At 71.0% G+C, this 15339-nt stretch carries 14 protein-coding genes; 6 read left to right on the top strand and 8 right to left on the bottom strand.

Annotated elements, in window-relative coordinates; translation table 11 throughout:
• Window positions 1-27: 27 nt before the first annotated feature.
• The 3 genes from P2Q00_RS26260 to deoC are packed head-to-tail and all read right to left on the bottom strand — an operon-like array spanning window position 28 to window position 3310.
• On the bottom strand, window positions 28-921 hold the full coding sequence (locus P2Q00_RS26260; protein WP_275775223.1) for an aldehyde dehydrogenase family protein: 894 nt from the start codon (window positions 919-921) through the stop codon (window positions 28-30).
• Entirely contained in the window at window positions 914-2344 is a 1431-nt protein-coding gene (locus P2Q00_RS26255) for an aldehyde dehydrogenase family protein (protein ID WP_275775222.1), read from the bottom strand. The genes P2Q00_RS26260 and P2Q00_RS26255 overlap by 8 nt, the downstream gene beginning before the upstream one ends.
• 6 nt (window positions 2345-2350) lie before the next feature.
• Window positions 2351-3310, bottom strand: a complete 960-nt coding sequence (gene deoC, locus P2Q00_RS26250; protein WP_275775676.1) for a deoxyribose-phosphate aldolase — start codon at window positions 3308-3310, stop codon at window positions 2351-2353.
• 113 nt (window positions 3311-3423) lie between these two features.
• Here deoC and P2Q00_RS26245 point away from each other — a divergent pair, with 113 nt between their 5' ends.
• A complete protein-coding gene (locus P2Q00_RS26245) occupies window positions 3424-4134 on the top strand; it encodes a PH domain-containing protein (RefSeq protein WP_275775221.1) in 711 nt (236 codons plus the stop codon).
• Between the two features lie 141 nt (window positions 4135-4275).
• The gene (locus P2Q00_RS26240) at window positions 4276-5931 is read left to right on the top strand and encodes a hypothetical protein (protein WP_275775219.1); all 1656 of its coding nucleotides are present in this window, start codon (window positions 4276-4278) and stop codon (window positions 5929-5931) included.
• 175 nt (window positions 5932-6106) lie between these two features.
• Here the strand turns inward: P2Q00_RS26240 and P2Q00_RS26235 are convergent, their stop codons facing one another.
• The 3 genes from P2Q00_RS26235 to P2Q00_RS26225 form a co-directional block, all read right to left on the bottom strand.
• Window positions 6107-7738, bottom strand: coding sequence for a phospho-sugar mutase (locus tag P2Q00_RS26235; RefSeq protein ID WP_275775217.1), 1632 nt, complete (start codon window positions 7736-7738; stop codon window positions 6107-6109).
• A 151-nt stretch (window positions 7739-7889) separates the two neighbouring features.
• Window positions 7890-8726, bottom strand: a complete 837-nt coding sequence (locus P2Q00_RS26230; RefSeq protein WP_275775216.1) for a purine-nucleoside phosphorylase — start codon at window positions 8724-8726, stop codon at window positions 7890-7892.
• A gap of 144 nt (window positions 8727-8870) precedes the next feature.
• Window positions 8871-9308, bottom strand: coding sequence for a gamma-glutamylcyclotransferase family protein (locus P2Q00_RS26225; RefSeq protein ID WP_275775213.1), 438 nt, complete (start codon window positions 9306-9308; stop codon window positions 8871-8873).
• A 107-nt stretch (window positions 9309-9415) separates the two neighbouring features.
• Between P2Q00_RS26225 and P2Q00_RS26220 the strand changes: the two genes are divergently transcribed.
• Together P2Q00_RS26220 and P2Q00_RS26215 are read left to right on the top strand one after the other, a co-directional pair.
• On the top strand, window positions 9416-10864 hold the full coding sequence (locus P2Q00_RS26220; protein WP_275775211.1) for an NAD(P)H-quinone dehydrogenase: 1449 nt from the start codon (window positions 9416-9418) through the stop codon (window positions 10862-10864).
• Between the two features lie 166 nt (window positions 10865-11030).
• Entirely contained in the window at window positions 11031-11981 is a 951-nt protein-coding gene (locus P2Q00_RS26215; RefSeq protein WP_275775209.1) for a DeoR/GlpR family DNA-binding transcription regulator, read from the top strand.
• A gap of 104 nt (window positions 11982-12085) precedes the next feature.
• Here the strand turns inward: P2Q00_RS26215 and P2Q00_RS26210 are convergent, their stop codons facing one another.
• On the bottom strand, window positions 12086-12637 hold the full coding sequence (locus tag P2Q00_RS26210) for a TetR/AcrR family transcriptional regulator (protein WP_275775674.1): 552 nt from the start codon (window positions 12635-12637) through the stop codon (window positions 12086-12088).
• A 202-nt stretch (window positions 12638-12839) separates the two neighbouring features.
• Between P2Q00_RS26210 and P2Q00_RS26205 the strand changes: the two genes are divergently transcribed.
• On the top strand, window positions 12840-13829 hold the full coding sequence (locus P2Q00_RS26205; protein WP_275775207.1) for a helix-turn-helix transcriptional regulator: 990 nt from the start codon (window positions 12840-12842) through the stop codon (window positions 13827-13829).
• Between the two features lie 128 nt (window positions 13830-13957).
• Window positions 13958-14200 (top strand): hypothetical protein, encoded by a 243-nt coding sequence (locus P2Q00_RS26200; protein ID WP_275775206.1) that lies wholly within the window; start codon window positions 13958-13960, stop codon window positions 14198-14200.
• 123 nt (window positions 14201-14323) lie between these two features.
• On the opposite strand, the gene P2Q00_RS26195 is transcribed toward P2Q00_RS26200, so the two are convergent.
• A partial coding sequence (locus tag P2Q00_RS26195) for an ATP-binding protein (RefSeq protein WP_275775205.1) occupies window positions 14324-15339 on the bottom strand: 1016 nt, incomplete at its 5' end.

Here is a 15339-nt window from a genome sequence, read left to right as displayed (position 1 = left end):
TACTCAGTTACTCAATTACTCAGTTACTCAGTACGACGAGCCTGACGCGCCCAGTGACCCCGTCGGGTGCCACACCGTTTTCGTCTCCAGGAACGCCGTCATGCGGTCGATCCCCGGAGTCGCCGACCAGTCGACTTCATCCACAGGCTGTGGACGGAGCACGCGCTTCAGGTTGTCCGCTGCCGCGATCTCCAGCTCCTTCGCCAGTACGGCGTCGGCGCCGGCGAGGTCGATCGCGTTGACGTCCTGGTGTGCGGCCAGCGGTGCCGCGATCTCCGCCGTACGGCCGGAGAGGATGTTGACGACGCCGCCGGGGAGGTCGGAGGTGGCGAGCACCTCGCCCAGTGACAGAGCCGGGAGCGGGGACTTCTCGCTCGCGATCACGATCGCCGTGTTGCCGGTCGCGATCACCGGGGCGATGACGGAGACCAGGCCGAGGAAGGACGACTCCTGGGGGGCCAGGACGGTGACCACGCCCGTCGGCTCGGGGGAGGACAGGTTGAAGAACGGGCCCGCGACCGGGTTTCCGCCGCCGACGACCTGGGCGATCTTGTCGGTCCAGCCCGCGTACCAGACCCAGCGGTCGATCGCCGCGTCCACGACCACGGCGGCCTTCGACTTCGACAGCCCTTCCGCGTCCGCCACTTCACGTGCGAACTGCTCGCGGCGGCCCTCCAGCATCTCGGCGATGCGGTAGAGGATCTGGCCGCGGTTGTACGCCGTCGCGCCCGCCCAGCCGCCGAATGCCTTGCGCGCGGCGACCACCGCGTCACGGGCGTCCTTGCGGGACGAAAGGGGCACGTTCGCCAGCCAGTTGCCCTTCTTGTCCGTCACCTCGTACACCCGGCCGCTCTCGGAACGCGGGAACTTCCCGCCGACGTACAGCTTGTAGGTCTTGAAGACAGTCAAGCGTTCAGACATCGAGGTACGCCTCCAGGCCGTGACGACCGCCCTCGCGGCCGAAGCCCGACTCCTTGTAGCCGCCGAACGGCGAGGTCGGGTCGAACTTGTTGAACGTGTTGGACCAGACGACGCCCGCGCGCAGCTTGTTGGCGACGGCGAGGATCCGGGACCCCTTCTCGGTCCAGATGCCCGCCGACAGGCCGTACTGCGTGTTGTTGGCCTTGGCGACCGCCTCGTCGGGCGTACGGAAGGTCAGGACCGACAGCACCGGGCCGAAGATCTCGTCGCGGGCGATGCGGTGCGCCTGGGTGACGTTCGTGAAGAGCGTCGGGGCGAACCAGTAGCCGGAGGAGGGGATTTCGCAGGCCGGGGACCAGCGCTCGGCGCCCTCCGCCTCGCCCTGTTCGACCAGTGAGGTGATTCGGGAGAGCTGTTCCTCGGAGTTGATCGCGCCGATGTCCGTGTTCTTGTCCAGCGGGTCGCCGAGGCGGAGGGTGGTCAGGCGGCGCTTGAGCGAGTCCAGCAGCTCGTCCTGGATCGACTCCTGGACGAGGAGGCGGGAGCCCGCGCAGCAGACCTGGCCCTGGTTGAAGAAGATCCCGTTGACGATGCCTTCGACGGCCTGGTCGATGGGGGCGTCGTCGAAGACGATGTTGGCGCCCTTGCCGCCCAGTTCGAGGGTGAGCTTCTTGCGGGTGCCCGCGACGGTCTTCGCGATCTCCTTGCCGACGGCCGTGGAGCCCGTGAACGCGACCTTGTTGACGTCCGGGTGCGCGACGAGCGCGGCGCCCGTGTCGCCGTAGCCGGGAAGGATGTTGACGACGCCCTTGGGCAGGCCGGCCTGGCGGCAGATGTCCGCGAAGAAGAGCGCGGAGAGCGGGGTCGTCTCGGCGGGCTTGAGGACGACTGTGTTGCCGGTCGCCAGCGCCGGGGCGATCTTCCACGCCAGCATCAGCAGCGGGAAGTTCCAGGGGATGACCTGGCCCGCCACGCCGAGCGGCCGCGGGTCCGTGCCGAAGCCGGCGTGGTCGAGCTTGTCCGCCCAGCCCGCGTAGTAGAAGAAGTGCGCGGCGACCAGGGGCAGGTCGGCGTCCCTCGTCTCCTTGATGGGCTTGCCGTTGTCCAGGGTTTCCAGGACGGCCAGTTCGCGGCTGCGCTCCTGGATGATCCGGGCGATGCGGAACAGGTACTTCGCGCGCTCGGAACCGGGCAGCGCGGACCACTTCTCGAACGCCTTGCGGGCGGCCTTCACCGCGCGGTCGACGTCCTCGGGACCGGCCTGGGCGATCTCCGACAGCACTTCCTCCGTGCTCGGGGAGACCGTCTTGAAGACCTTGCCGTCGGCGGCTTCCGTGAACTCGCCGTCGATGAACAGGCCGTACGAGGGCGCGATGTCGACGATCGCGCGGGACTCGGGTGCGGGTGCGTACTCAAAAGCCATGATGGATCAGTCCACCGTCACGTAGTCGGGGCCGGAGTAGCGGCCGGTGGCCAGCTTCTGACGCTGCATCAGCAGGTCGTTCAGGAGCGAGGAGGCGCCGAAGCGGAACCAGTGGTTGGACAGCCAGTCCTCGCCCGCGGTCTCGTTGACCAGGACGAGGAACTTGATCGCGTCCTTGGAGGTGCGGATCCCGCCGGCGGGCTTCACGCCGATCTGGATGCCGGTCTGGGCGCGGAAGTCGCGCACGGCTTCCAGCATCAACAGGGTGTTGGCGGGCGTGGCGTTGACCGCGACCTTGCCGGTGGACGTCTTGATGAAGTCGGCGCCCGCCAGCATGCCGAGCCAGCTCGCGCGGCGGATGTTGTCGTACGTCGACAACTCGCCGGTCTCGAAGATGACCTTGAGGCGGGCCGATGTCCCGCAGGCCTCCTTCACGGCGACGATCTCGTCGTAGACCTTCATGTAGTTGCCCGCGAGGAACGCCCCGCGGTCGATGACCATGTCGATCTCGTCGGCGCCCGCGGCGACGGCCTCGTGCACGTCGGCCAGCTTCACGGCGAGGGCGGCACGCCCGGCCGGGAAGGCGGTGGCGACCGAGGCGACCTTCACGGTCGAGCCGGCGACGGCCTCCTTGGCGGCGGGCACCATGTCGGGGTAGACGCAGACGGCCGCGGTCGCCGGCGTCGTACGGTCCGTGGGGTCGGGGTGGACCGCCTTGGCGCCGAGCGCCCGGACCTTGCCCGGGGTGTCCGCGCCTTCCAGCGTCGTCAGGTCGACCATCGAGATGGCGAGGTCGATGGCGTACGCCTTCGCGGTGGTCTTGATGGAACGGGTGCCGAGCGAGGCGGCGCGCGCCTCCAGGCCGACCGCGTCGACGCCGGGCAGCCCGTGGAGGAAGCGGCGCAGCGTGCTGTCGGACGCGGTGACGTCAGCGAGAGCGTGAGCTGTGTGTGCAGTGGTGGGCATGGTCACCAGACGAGCATATCTACGCGCGTAGCGGCTGTACACCCCCGGTCGCTCATCGAGTGCGCACCCACCACGTATGAGCATCGCCGCGGCCGTCGGGCACAATCGGCAGCATGACGACCCCGGACCACGAGTCACCAGCACCGCAGCCCTCGGCCCCCGAGACCAAGGACCGGGTCTACCGGTCGCCCGCGGGGATCGCGGGCGGCGTTCTGCTGCTTGCCATCGCGGGCTGGCTCGGCATCGACGCGATCGTCTCCGGGCACGGCCGCACACCGTGGCTGGCGCTCGCCACGCTGATCCTGATCGTGCCGCTGGTCGCCGCCTTCACGCTGCGCCCCGCCGTCTACGCCAACGAGGAGCGGCTGCGCATCCGCAACCCCTTCCGCGTCGTCGTGGTGCCCTGGGGGCAGGTCGTCTCGCTGCGGTCCAGCTACTCCAACGAGGTCGTCGCGAAGTCCGGCGGCAAGTACCAGCTGTGGGCCGTCCCCGTCTCGCTGCGGGCGCGGAAGAAGGCGGCGCGGCGGGACGCCAGGGCGACGGCCGACCGGGCCGCGGAGGCGAGCGGACGGGGCCGGCGGGGCCGTATGGGCGGTCTCGGCGGCGGCTTCGGGACCGGAGGGTTCTCGGGCGGCGCCGCCGTCCCGGAGGGGCCCGCGCGCGCCGAGACCGACAAGGTCATGGACGACCTGCGCGAGCTGCTGGAGGCCCGGGGCGAGGCCGAGTCCACGCAGGGCGAGGTGACCGTGCGCTGGGCGTACGAGATCGCGGGGCCGGCGGTGGCCGGGGCGGTGCTGCTGGCGATTCTGGTGGCCCTGGGCTGACCCGGCCGTACGGCCCGGCTGCTGCTTCACAGCTTGCCTGTGCATGCTCTGCCTGCACACACCTCGGCCACGACGGCCGCCCCCACCCGGACGGAACCGAGGACCGCTGACACCCCTGTGGTCCTGACCGTCTGGGAAACGATGAGCACGACTTCCCGGCAGCCCTTGCGGCTGCCCGCCTCCGCCGTACCGGACGGCTGCCCGGCCTGGGACAGCGCCGGGGCCCGCCGCTGGACGCAGGCGCTGCCGCCGCGCTGGGTTCCGGTGCGGGTGCCCCGGCGCCTCGTCCTCGCCATGGGCACCCTCGCCCTGATCGGCGGCTGCGCGCTGGCCGCCGCGGGGGTGCCCGGCTTCGTCGCGGCGTTCCTGGGCCTGCAGGTGGTGTGGCTGCTGGTGCGGCCCGAGGTCGTACGGGTCACGGCGGCGATGCAGGTCGTCATGGTCGCCGGGCTGCCCCTGGCGCCGTCCTGGCTGGTGATCCCCTGCGGTGTCCTGGTCGCGGGTGCCTTCGCGCGGACCGCCCAGCTGCGTCTGCAGGCCCGTGAACGGCAGCGGGAGGCGGCCCTGGCGGCCACCGGCGGCGTGACGGCGGTGCTGCCGGACGCGGGCAGGCCGCTGCGGCGCGGGAAGCTGTTCCTCTGGCTCGGAGCCGTGCTGTTCGCGGCGGGCGCCGCACTCGCCGTCGCCGCCCTCGGTTTCGACACCCCCGACGACCGCAACCTGGACTCGGCGGTCGGCTGCTGCCTCGCCGGGGTGGGCCTTACCGTGCTGCTCTCCGGCCACCTGGGCCGGCGCCGCGCCGCCGCGCTGCGCAGCGCCCCGGCGCCCGTCCTGCGGGTGCTGGTGCGCGAGGGCGTGGAGGCGGACACCGAGGTCTTCGCCGCCGACGACCTCGGGGCCCTGCGGCCCCTGTTCACCGTCTCCGTCACGGATGTGGACGTCGAGGACGCGGACGACGAGGAGAAACTCGACGACGCGGAGATCGACGAGCTCCTCGACCGCATCGCGGACGACGAACCCGGCCCGCTCCGCGAGGCCGTCCTGTACGGAGCCCCGTACGACGGCGCCGAGGTGCTGATCGTCAGCGTCGCCGAGAAGCCGGGAGAACCGGTCGTCGTCGAGCGGTCGGTGGGGCCCGTACGGCCCCTGTCGGACGGCCGCGTCCGGCGCGAGCTCCTCATGGAGAAGTACGAGGCGAAGCGCGACGCGCAGTACGAGGAGCGCAGCCGGGTGGCCGCCGAGGCCGTCGCCGACGATCCGTACGCCGTGGCCGGCAAGGGCGTACGCCGCTGGCGCGCAGGCTGGTCCGACTGGCTCACCACCGCCGGGGCGGTGCTGTGGGCCGGGCACTTCTTCTGGGGCGAGACCGGATTCTGGCGGTACGGCGTCGGCGGCGCCCTCGGGGCCGTCGCCGCCCTGCTGCTGCCGCGCGTGCTGGCCTGGCGCATCACCGCCGACAGCGAAGGCCTGTGGTTCAACGGCTTCCGCCGCGCCCAGCACATCGCCTGGGACCACATACGCGTCGTGCGGTGCAAGGGCCCCGAGCTGAACATCGACAGCCACCGGGCCTCGTTCGACGAATGGGGCGTGGTGGGGTTCCGGTGGCCGCGGCTGGAGCGGAGGCTCGGCTACATCCATCCCTACGAGCGGACGGCCGCCGAGATCACCGCGATGTGGCAGGAACCCGGGTACCGGCCGCTCGTCCGGGCCGGCGAGCGGGACCGCGCCCGGCTGCTGTGGCCGCTGGGTGTGCTGGTGGCGCTGGCCTGGACGGCCGCGCTCCTGCTGCTCCCGTAGAGGGCATGGAACCAGAAGTCATGGAACTCGGTGCGGGTCAGGTGCAGGGCGACGGGCAGCAGGAGCCCGGGTGCCGGGGCGTGGCCGCCGGGTCAACAGCCCTGGGTGAATCACTCGAAGGGGTGCCCCCGGGCAATGGCCGCGGGCACCCCGTCAAGTGGCTCAGACGCGTGGCTCAGATGCCGGCCGCCGCCGACAGGTCCCGCTTGATCGCCGCGAGGAGGTCGTTCGCGGTGGCGTGGGCCGCCGGCAGGCCGGCGTGCGCGGCGACGGGGACCACGACCTCCAGATAGCACTTCAGCTTCGGCTCCGTGCCGCTCGGGCGGACGATGACGCGGGCGCCGTCGAGCGTGTAGCGCAGCCCGTCGGTGGGCGGCAGTCTGTCGGTGCCCAGGGTGAGGTCCTCGGCCTTGGTGATGGCGAGGCCCGCCAGCTCGGTCGGCGGCTGCTCGCGCAGCTGCTCCATGGCCCGGGCGATGACCGACAGGTCCTCCACCCGGACCGAGAGCTGGTCGGTGGCGTGCAGCCCGTGCTCGACGGCGAGGTCGTCGAGGAGGTCCGGCAGGGTCCGTCCCTCCTCCTTGAGCTCGGAGGCCAGCTCGGTGATCAGGAGCGCGGCGGTGATGCCGTCCTTGTCGCGTACGCCGTCCGGGTCGACGCAGTAGCCGAGCGCCTCCTCGTAGCCGTAGCGCAGACCCTCGACGCGGGCGATCCACTTGAAGCCGGTGAGGGTCTCCTCGTACGGCAGACCCGCCTTCTGGGCGATACGGCCGAGCAGGGAGGACGAGACGATCGACTCGGCGAAGGTGCCCCGTGCCCCGCGCCTGACGAGATGGGCGGCGAGAAGCGCGCCGACCTCGTCGCCGCGCAGCATCCGCCACTCGCCGCCGTCCTTCACGGCAGCGGCGCAGCGGTCCGCGTCGGGGTCGTTGGCGATGATCAGGTCCGGGTCGGTCTCGCGGGCCTTGGCGAAGGCGAGGTCCATGGCGCCGGGCTCTTCCGGGTTGGGGAAGGCGACGGTGGGGAAGTCCGGGTCCGGCTCGGCCTGTTCGGCGACGAGGACGGGCTCCGGGAACCCGGCGCGGGCGAACGCGGCGAGCAGGGTGTCCTTGCCGACGCCGTGCATCGCCGTGTAGACGGTGCGGGCGGTGCGGGGGGAACCGGCGGCGAGCACGGCGTCCGTGCGGGCCAGATAGGCGTTCAGGACGCCCCCGTCGAGGGTCTCCCAGCCGGCTTCCGGACGCGGCACGTCGTGCAGGGAGACGATCGCGTCGATCTCGGCGGCGATCTCCGCGTCGGCGGGCGGCACGATCTGCGAACCGTCGCCGAGGTAGACCTTGTAGCCGTTGTCCCGGGGCGGGTTGTGGCTGGCGGTGACCTCGACTCCGGCGACCGCGCCCAAGTGCCTTATCGCGTAGGCGAGTACGGGGGTGGGGAGCGGGCGCGGCAGTACCGCGGCCCGGAAGCCCGCGCCCGTCATCACGGCGGCGGTGTCGCGCGCGAAGTCGGCCGACTTGTACCGGGCGTCGTAGCCGATCACGACGAGACCGCCGCGCTGCCCCTTGGCGTCGAGGTACGCGGCGAGTCCGGCGGCGGCGCGGATGACGACCGAACGGTTCATGCGCATGGGGCCTGCGCCCAGCTCACCGCGCAGGCCGGCGGTGCCGAACTGGAGGGTGCCGCCGAAGCGGTCGGCGAGCTCCGTGACGTCCCCGGCCTCGATGAGCTTGGCGAGCTCGTCGCGGGTCTCCGGGTCGGGGTCCTCGGCGAGCCAGGTCGTGGCCCGGGCGATGAGATCGTCGTGCACGGTCGGTCAACCTCTCGTTGTGTTGTCTGTGGTACCCCGGGCTGCGCACTCTCAGCGCCGGTCGGCAAACCCAGCCCGTCCGGCGTTTGAGGACGAGGCCCCTCAAGGGCCGAAGCGGGGGCCTTGGGGCGGCAGCCCCCAGCAACGGCGCCTACAGCCGCCCGAGCACCTGCGCCAGCAACGACCCCATCCGCGTCGCCGAGTCGCGACCCGCCTGCAGAACCTCCTCGTGGTTCAGCGGCTCACCGGTCATACCCGCCGCAAGGTTGGTGACCAGAGAAATACCCAGCACCTCAGCCCCCGCCTCACGCGCCGCGATGGCCTCCAGCACCGTCGACATACCCACGAGGTCGGCGCCGATCACGCGGGCCATCCGGATCTCGGCCGGCGTCTCGTAGTGCGGGCCGGGGAACTGGGCGTAGACACCCTCCTCCAGGCTGGAGTCGATCTCCTTGCACAGGGCGCGCAGCCGCGGCGAGTACAGATCGGTCAGGTCGACGAAGTTCGCGCCGACGATCGGGGATGTCGCCGTCAGGTTGATGTGGTCGCTGATCAGCACCGGCTGCCCGGGCCGCATGCCCTCGCGGAGCCCCCCGCAGCCGTTGGTGAGCACGATGGTCTTGCAGCCGGCGGCGACGGCGGTACGGACGCCGTGCGCGACGGCGGCGACCCCGCGGCCCTCGTAGTAGTGGGTACGGCCCAGGAAGACCAGGGCCCGCTTGTCACCGATCTTGTACGAGCGGACCTTGCCGCCGTGCCCCTCCACCGCCGGCGGCGGGAAACCGGGCAGCTCGGTGACCTGGAACTCGGCGTCGGGTGCGCCGAGGGCGTCCACGGCCGGTGCCCAGCCGGAGCCCATCACGAGGGCGACGTCGTGGGTCTCGGCGCCGGTCAGTTCGCGCAGGCGCGAGGCGGCGGCGTCGGCGGCGACCCTTGGATCATTGGGGGTGGCGCCCTGGATGTCGTCCGGAAGAAGAGATGCGTTCACGCGGTCGAGAGTAGCCGCTCCGGGCCTACGCGCGTAGATGACAGAGCTCACGGGTTGGCGATCGTTGTCTTGTCGTTTCCAACGAAGGTTGTGACACAACGGGACCTTTGTGGCCGCTGTGGTTCAACTGTGAACCTGCTGTCCTCAGCAGGGCCGCTTCCGCAGCTCCATCACATAGTCGTGCGGAGCTCCCGCGGACTCGGCGGCATCGGCGATCTCGCCGAGATACCGCGCCGACGGCAGCCCGCCCTCGTAGCCGTCGAGGACATACGTCCACGCCGACTCCTCGCCCTCCAGCGTGTGCACCCGCACCCGCATCCGGCGGTAGACGCCGAGGCCGACGCCCTCCCAGCGGTCCATGGACTCCTCGTCGGGCGGCGCGATGTCGTACAGCGCGACGAAGACCTGTGAGAAGGGGTCCTCGACGATCGTCGCCAGCGCACCCTCCCAGCCCATGTGCTCGCCCCCGAACGTCAGCCGCCACCCGTTCAGCCAGCCCGTGGCGCGCATCGGCGAGTGCGGGGCGCGGCGGGTCATCAGCCGCGCGTCGAGGTTGCCGGCGTACGCGGCGTAGAGCGACATGCGTCGAAGGGTACGGCAGCCGCCGCACCTGCCCCGGCCGTATCAGTCGCCCCTTGCCAACCCATTGCCCCGCCCCCGGGCAGTAGCACCTTGAACGGTGCGGGACAATGGGGTACGTGACTCGGATCGTGATCATCGGTGGCGGACCCGGCGGCTATGAGGCGGCGCTGGTGGCCGCGCAGCTCGGCGCGGAGGTGACCGTCGTCGACTGCGACGGTCTGGGCGGGGCGTCGGTGCTGACCGACTGCGTACCGTCGAAGACCCTTATCGCTACGGCCGAGGTGATGACCACCTTCGACTCGTCGTACGAAGAGCTCGGCATCATCGTCGCCGACGACACTCCGCCGCTGGAGCAGGCGGCCCGGGTGGTGGGGGTTGATCTGGGGAAGGTCAATCGCCGTGTGAAGCGGCTCGCCCTTGCCCAGTCCCATGACATCACCGCCTCGGTCACGCGCGCCGGTGCCCGGGTCATGCGCGGCCGCGGCCGGCTGGAGGGCATGCAGGCCCTCGACGGCTCCCGCAAGGTGATCGTCGCCGCCGCCGACGGCACCGAGGAGACCCTCGTCGCCGACGCCGTGCTCATCGCGACCGGCGGCCACCCGCGCGAGGTGCCTGACGCCCAGCCCGACGGCGAGCGCATCCTCAACTGGACGCAGGTGTACGACCTCACCGAGCTCCCCGAGGAGCTCATCGTGGTCGGTTCCGGTGTCACCGGCGCCGAGTTCGCCGGCGCCTACCAGGCCCTCGGCTCCAAGGTCACGCTCGTGTCGTCCCGCGACCGCGTGCTGCCGGGCGAGGACCCGGACGCCGCCGCCGTCCTGGAGGACGTCTTCCGCCGCCGCGGCATGAACGTCATGGCCCGCTCCCGCGCCGCCGCCGCCAAGCGGGTCGGCGACCGCGTCGAGGTCACCCTCGCCGACGGCCGTGTCATCAGCGGCTCGCACTGTCTGATGGCCGTCGGCGCCATCCCGAACAGCCAGGGCATGGGTCTGGAGGAGGCCGGCGTCAAGCTGCGCGAGTCCGGGCACATCTGGACCGACAAGGTGTCCCGGACCACCGCGCCCGGCGTGTACGCCGCCGGTGACGTGACGGGCGTCTTCGCCCTCGCCTCCGTCGCCGCCATGCAGGGACGTATCGCCATGTACCACTTCCTCGGCGACGCGGTGGCCCCGCTGAATCTGAAGACCGTCTCGTCGAACGTCTTCACCGACCCCGAGATCGCCACCGTCGGCTATACGCAGGCCGACGTGGACGGCGGCAAGATCGACGCCCGGGTGGTGAAGCTCCCCCTGCTCCGCAACCCGCGCGCCAAGATGCAGGGCATCCGCGACGGCTTCGTGAAGCTGTTCTGCCGGCCGGGCACAGGCATCGTGGTCGGCGGTGTGGTCGTGTCCCCGCGCGCTTCGGAACTGATCCATCCGATCTCGATCGCCGTCGACAACAATCTGACGGTCGAACAGATCGCGAACGCGTTCACCGTGTATCCGTCTCTTTCGGGGTCGATCGCCGAGGTCGCCCGACAGCTCCACACCCGCAAGACCGGTGGCGAAGTCTGACGGCCGAAACCGACTCCCCGCTGGTCACAGGGAGTTGTCGAGCATGCGTACGGCATAGTCGGGGCGGGTAGGCTCTATACCACTTCCCGCCCTCCTGTGCGAACAACTTCTGCTATTCGGCGCAAACAGCTGAAAGCAGACGGTCGTTGGGGTTACTGTCAGTTTCGTGTTCGCTGCAGAACGTCGCCAATTGATCCTCGAAATGGTGCGAGCGAACGGGGCCGTGTCGCTCCGTGAGCTCGCCCGCGTCGTCCAGACCTCCGAAGTGACCGTACGGCGGGACGTGCGCGCACTGGAGGCAGAAGGACTCCTCGACCGCCGGCACGGCGGTGCGGTACTGCCGGGCGGGTTCACGCGGGAGTCCGGCTTTCCGCAGAAGTCACATCTCGCGACCGCCGAGAAAACGGCCATCGCCGACCTCGCCGCCAACTTCGTGGAAGAGGGCGAGGCCATCGTGGTCGGGGCGGGTACCACCACCCAGGAGCTGGCACGTCGGCTCGCGCGGGTGCCCGGGCTGACAGTCGTCACCAACTCCCTGTTGGTCGCCCAGGCGTTGGCCCATGCCAACCGCGTGGAGGTCGTGATGACCGGCGGTACGCTGCGTGGTTCCAACTATGCCCTGGTGGGCTCGGGTGCCGAGCAGTCCCTGCAGGGGTTGCGGGTGTCCAGGGCCTTCCTCTCCGGGAGCGGGCTCACCGCCGAGCGCGGGCTGTCCACGTCCAACATGCTGTCGGCATCGGTGGATCGGGCGCTGGTCCAGGCGGCCGCCGAGGTCGTCGTGCTCGCCGATCACACCAAGCTCGGTTCGGACACGATGTTCCAGACCGTGCCCACGGATGTGATCACCCGCCTGGTGACGGACGAGCCGCCGCCCCATGACGACCGTGCCGGCACCGAGTTGCAGGCTCTTGCCGATCAGGGTGTGCAGATTGCCGTGGCCGGGGCGTCGGGAAGTTCGGGCGCTGATCCCGTCCCCCCGCGCCAGGCGCGCCGGGACGTGGCCCTGCCGGGGCCTCGCCGCGGGCAAGGGGCCTCCGGCCTTCGGGCGGCGGCGGTGCTTGATTCCTCCGGAGGTGAGCGGGAGCGGGCTCGGGTTGCGGATTTGCGGCGGCGTTAGGTTTTGTTTTCGTGCCTATTCGCCGTAGGGGTTCGTCTCGTCTTGTGGGTGCCGGTTGTTTGTGGCTGGTCGCGCCGTTCCCCGCGCCCCTGAAAAGCGAGGCCTCAGCCTGGGGCTTTCAAGCCCCGCAGGGTGAGGGTGAGCAAGCGGTCTGCCAAGGCCGGTTCGCCCGGGGACTCCTCCGCTGCCAGGGCGATCGCATTCGTCAGCTGGAGCAGGTCCGCGATTGCTACGTCCGGGCGGACCGTGCCGGCTTCCTGAGCCCGTGCCAGTAGCGCGCCGCCCGCTTCCCGGATCGGTCCGCTGCAGCGGGACAGGGCCGAGGTGTCGTCGGATGTTACGGACATCAGGGCGTGGGCGAGGCCTCGGTACTCGCCTGCGTGGGTGACGATCTCGCGTAGCCAGGTCACCAGGGCCGTGCATGGCTCGGGGGCGGCCAGTAGCTGGTGCGAGCGGGCCAGCAGGTCGCTCACCGCTTCCTCGAAGACCGCGCTGAGCAGCGCGTGCCGGTTGGGGAAATGGCGGTACAGAGTGCCGATGCCGACGCCCGCGCGGCGGGCCACGTCCTCCAGGGACGCGTCCGTGCCGTGCGCGGCGAAGGCGGCGCGGGCCTCGGTGAGCAGCCGCTCGTAGTTGCGGCGGGCGTCGGCACGCATGACGCGCGCGGGCGCGGGTGTCACCTCTGTGTCGCCGTTCGCCGCCGTCCCCGCCGACGTCGTGCCCACCATGCCTCCCACCTGCCCTCTCGTGCGCCCCCGTCTGCCTCCAGCATGCCATCGAGGATGCCCGAGCGGGCCTCCCGGACCGCCCGCAGGCCGTACCGTCTTCTCAGGCGGGAGCAGCGCCGGGGGAATTGCGATGGACATCAGCGGTGCGGACGCGCGGCGCGCGTTGACGCTCGTGCACGGTCTTGAAGAGTCGGACTCCGTCGAGGAGTTGCACGAGCGGGCGCTGCCCGAACTGCTGGGGCTGATCGATGCCGACGCGGCCCAGTGCTACCGGCTCTCGGTCGACGGGGTGGGCCTGTCCACGCTGTCGCTGCCGCAGGAGTCCTTCCACGAGGATCCGATGGTCATCTTCGACCATCCCCTCGATCATCCGCTCACCGAGATCATGCTGGAGACGCCGACCCCGGAGGCCTGGAGGGTGAGCGATGTCGCCGGGGACCGGCAGTGGCAGCGGACGCACTGCTTCAACCTGGACTTCCGGCCCTTCGGGATGCGCCGGCACCTGGTGGCCTCGGTCGGCTCGGACACCGGCGTGGTCGAGGGATACGCCCTGGTCCGCTCGGGGCAGGACTTCACCGAGCACGAGCGTGATCTCTTCGGCCTGGTCCACCTCCAACTCGGCTTCGTGGAACGGGCGTTGCGTGAGCGTGAGCAGCTGCGCGCGCTGGCCGCCGTGGCGCTGGAGCTGGCCGGCAGCCATGCGCGCGGCGTCGCCTCCCTCGACGAGAACGGGCACCCGCAGGCCCTCAACGCGGTCGCCGCCGGGCTGCTGGCCGTCGTACGGGACGATCCGCGGCTGGGGCGGCGCGAATCCTTCACCGCGCGGGACATCGAGGTGCGGTACGTGCCGCCGGCCGGACCCGGACTGCCCGCCCTGCTCCTGCTCAAGGACCTCGCCCGGCGGCGTGCGATCGCCCGCCGGTTCGGGGTCACCGAGCAGGAGCACCGCACACTGCTCCACCTCCACGACGGGCGTACGGCGACCGAGGCGGCCCGGCGGATGGGGCTGTCGCCGGTCACCGTGCGGGGTTATATCGCCTCCCTGCACCGCAAGTTGGAGGCGGGGCACACGGCGGCGCTGCTGCGTCGTGGGCTGGATCTCGGGCTGATCGGCGACTGATGCGGACTGATGCGGACTGATGCGATATAGCGCGATCCGTCAGAATTGACGGATGGTGGTCGGCCGCGTCCCGCCGCTTCACTTGCCTGAGGCGCTCCGCTCGGGGGCGGCCGCCGAGGGGGACTCCGATGACCACGACACCATCACGCACGCCCGCGGACGGGCTCGTGCTCTTCGGCACCGGTCTGCTCGCGGTCACAGTGACGCCGTCGCTCGACATCGTGGCGCTCGGCGCGTTCGACAAGGGAGTGAGCCAGGTCTCGACTTCGCTCGAGCGGGGGGACCCCCATCGCGGCGGAGCCGCATATAGACACAGCCCCGCGCCCCTTGAGGGGCGCGACGACGCAACGGTGCTCGAACAGTACGCGTAGACCACCGACTCGGGGGACGGGGGAAATCGGGGGAACGGGGGAAAAAACGAGGCGCCCGGCGGACTGACTGCTCCAGTCCGCCGGGCGCCTCGGGATGTCGTACGGAACGACCGTGCTGCTGTGTCAGTCCTTGATCTCGCAGATCGCGGCGCCGGAGCTGATGGAGGCGCCGACCTCGGCGCCCAGGCCCTTGATGGTGCCGGACTTGTGGGCGTTGAGGGGCTGTTCCATCTTCATGGCCTCCAGGACGACGATCAGGTCGCCCTCCTTGACCTCCTGGCCCTCCTCGACGGCGACCTTGACGATGGTGCCCTGCATCGGGGAGGCGAGGGTGTCGCCGGAGGCGACGGGGCCGGACTTCTTGGCTGCGCGGCGTTTGGGCTTGGCGCCGGCGGCCAGTCCGGTGCGGGCCAGGGACATGCCCAGCGAGGAGGGCAGGGAGACCTCCAGGCGTTTGCCGCCGACCTCGACGACGATCGTCTCGCGGTCGGTGTCCTCCTCCGTCTCGGGGGCGGCGGGGACGGCGAACGGCTTGATCTCGTTGACGAACTCGGTCTCGATCCAGCGGGTGTGGACCGTGAACGGGCCGGGGCTGCCGGTGAGTTCGGGGGCGAAGGCCGGGTCGGTGACGACCGCGCGGTGGAAGGGGAGGGCGGTGGCCATGCCCTCGACGGTGAATTCCTCCAGGGCGCGGGCGGCGCGCTGCAGGGCCTGCTCACGGGTGGCGCCGGTGACGATCAGCTTGGCGAGCAGGGAGTCCCAGGCCGGGCCGATCACGCTGCCGGACTCGACGCCGGCGTCCAGGCGGACGCCCGGGCCGGTGGGCGGGGCGAAGGCGGTGACGGTGCCGGGGGCGGGCAGGAAGCCCCGGCCGGGGTCCTCGCCGTTGATGCGGAACTCGAGGGAGTGGCCGCGCAGTTCGGGGTCGCCGTAGCCGAGGGCTTCGCCGTCGGCGATGCGGAACATCTCGCGCACCAGGTCGATGCCGGCGACCTCCTCGGTGACCGGGTGCTCGACCTGCAGGCGGGTGTTGACCTCCAGGAAGGAGATGGTGCCGTCGGCGCCGACGAGGAACTCCACGGTGCCGGCGCCGACGTAGCCGGCCTCCTTGAGGATGGCCTTGGAGGAGGCGTACAGCT

Source organism: Streptomyces coacervatus (assembly GCF_029223485.1).
GTDB lineage: Bacteria > Actinomycetota > Actinomycetes > Streptomycetales > Streptomycetaceae > Streptomyces > Streptomyces coacervatus.
This window is presented reverse-complemented; position numbering and strand designations above follow the sequence as displayed.

Bases quoted from the DNA above. Each gene is read 5' to 3' on its own strand.
- P2Q00_RS26200 (WP_275775206.1), top strand. From the start codon at position 13,958: ATGACCACGACACCATCACGCACGCCCGCGGACGGGCTCGTGCTCTTC.
- P2Q00_RS26255 (WP_275775222.1), bottom strand. From the start codon at position 2,344: ATGGCTTTTGAGTACGCACCCGCACCCGAGTCCCGCGCGATCGTCGAC.
- P2Q00_RS26210 (WP_275775674.1), bottom strand. From the start codon at position 12,637: ATGCGTGCCGACGCCCGCCGCAACTACGAGCGGCTGCTCACCGAGGCC.
- P2Q00_RS26240 (WP_275775219.1), top strand. From the start codon at position 4,276: ATGAGCACGACTTCCCGGCAGCCCTTGCGGCTGCCCGCCTCCGCCGTA.
- P2Q00_RS26245 (WP_275775221.1), top strand. From the start codon at position 3,424: ATGACGACCCCGGACCACGAGTCACCAGCACCGCAGCCCTCGGCCCCC.
- deoC (WP_275775676.1), bottom strand. From the start codon at position 3,310: ATGCCCACCACTGCACACACAGCTCACGCTCTCGCTGACGTCACCGCG.
- P2Q00_RS26220 (WP_275775211.1), top strand. From the start codon at position 9,416: ATGGGGTACGTGACTCGGATCGTGATCATCGGTGGCGGACCCGGCGGC.
- P2Q00_RS26225 (WP_275775213.1), bottom strand. From the start codon at position 9,308: ATGTCGCTCTACGCCGCGTACGCCGGCAACCTCGACGCGCGGCTGATG.
- P2Q00_RS26260 (WP_275775223.1), bottom strand. From the start codon at position 921: ATGTCTGAACGCTTGACTGTCTTCAAGACCTACAAGCTGTACGTCGGC.
- P2Q00_RS26205 (WP_275775207.1), top strand. From the start codon at position 12,840: ATGGACATCAGCGGTGCGGACGCGCGGCGCGCGTTGACGCTCGTGCAC.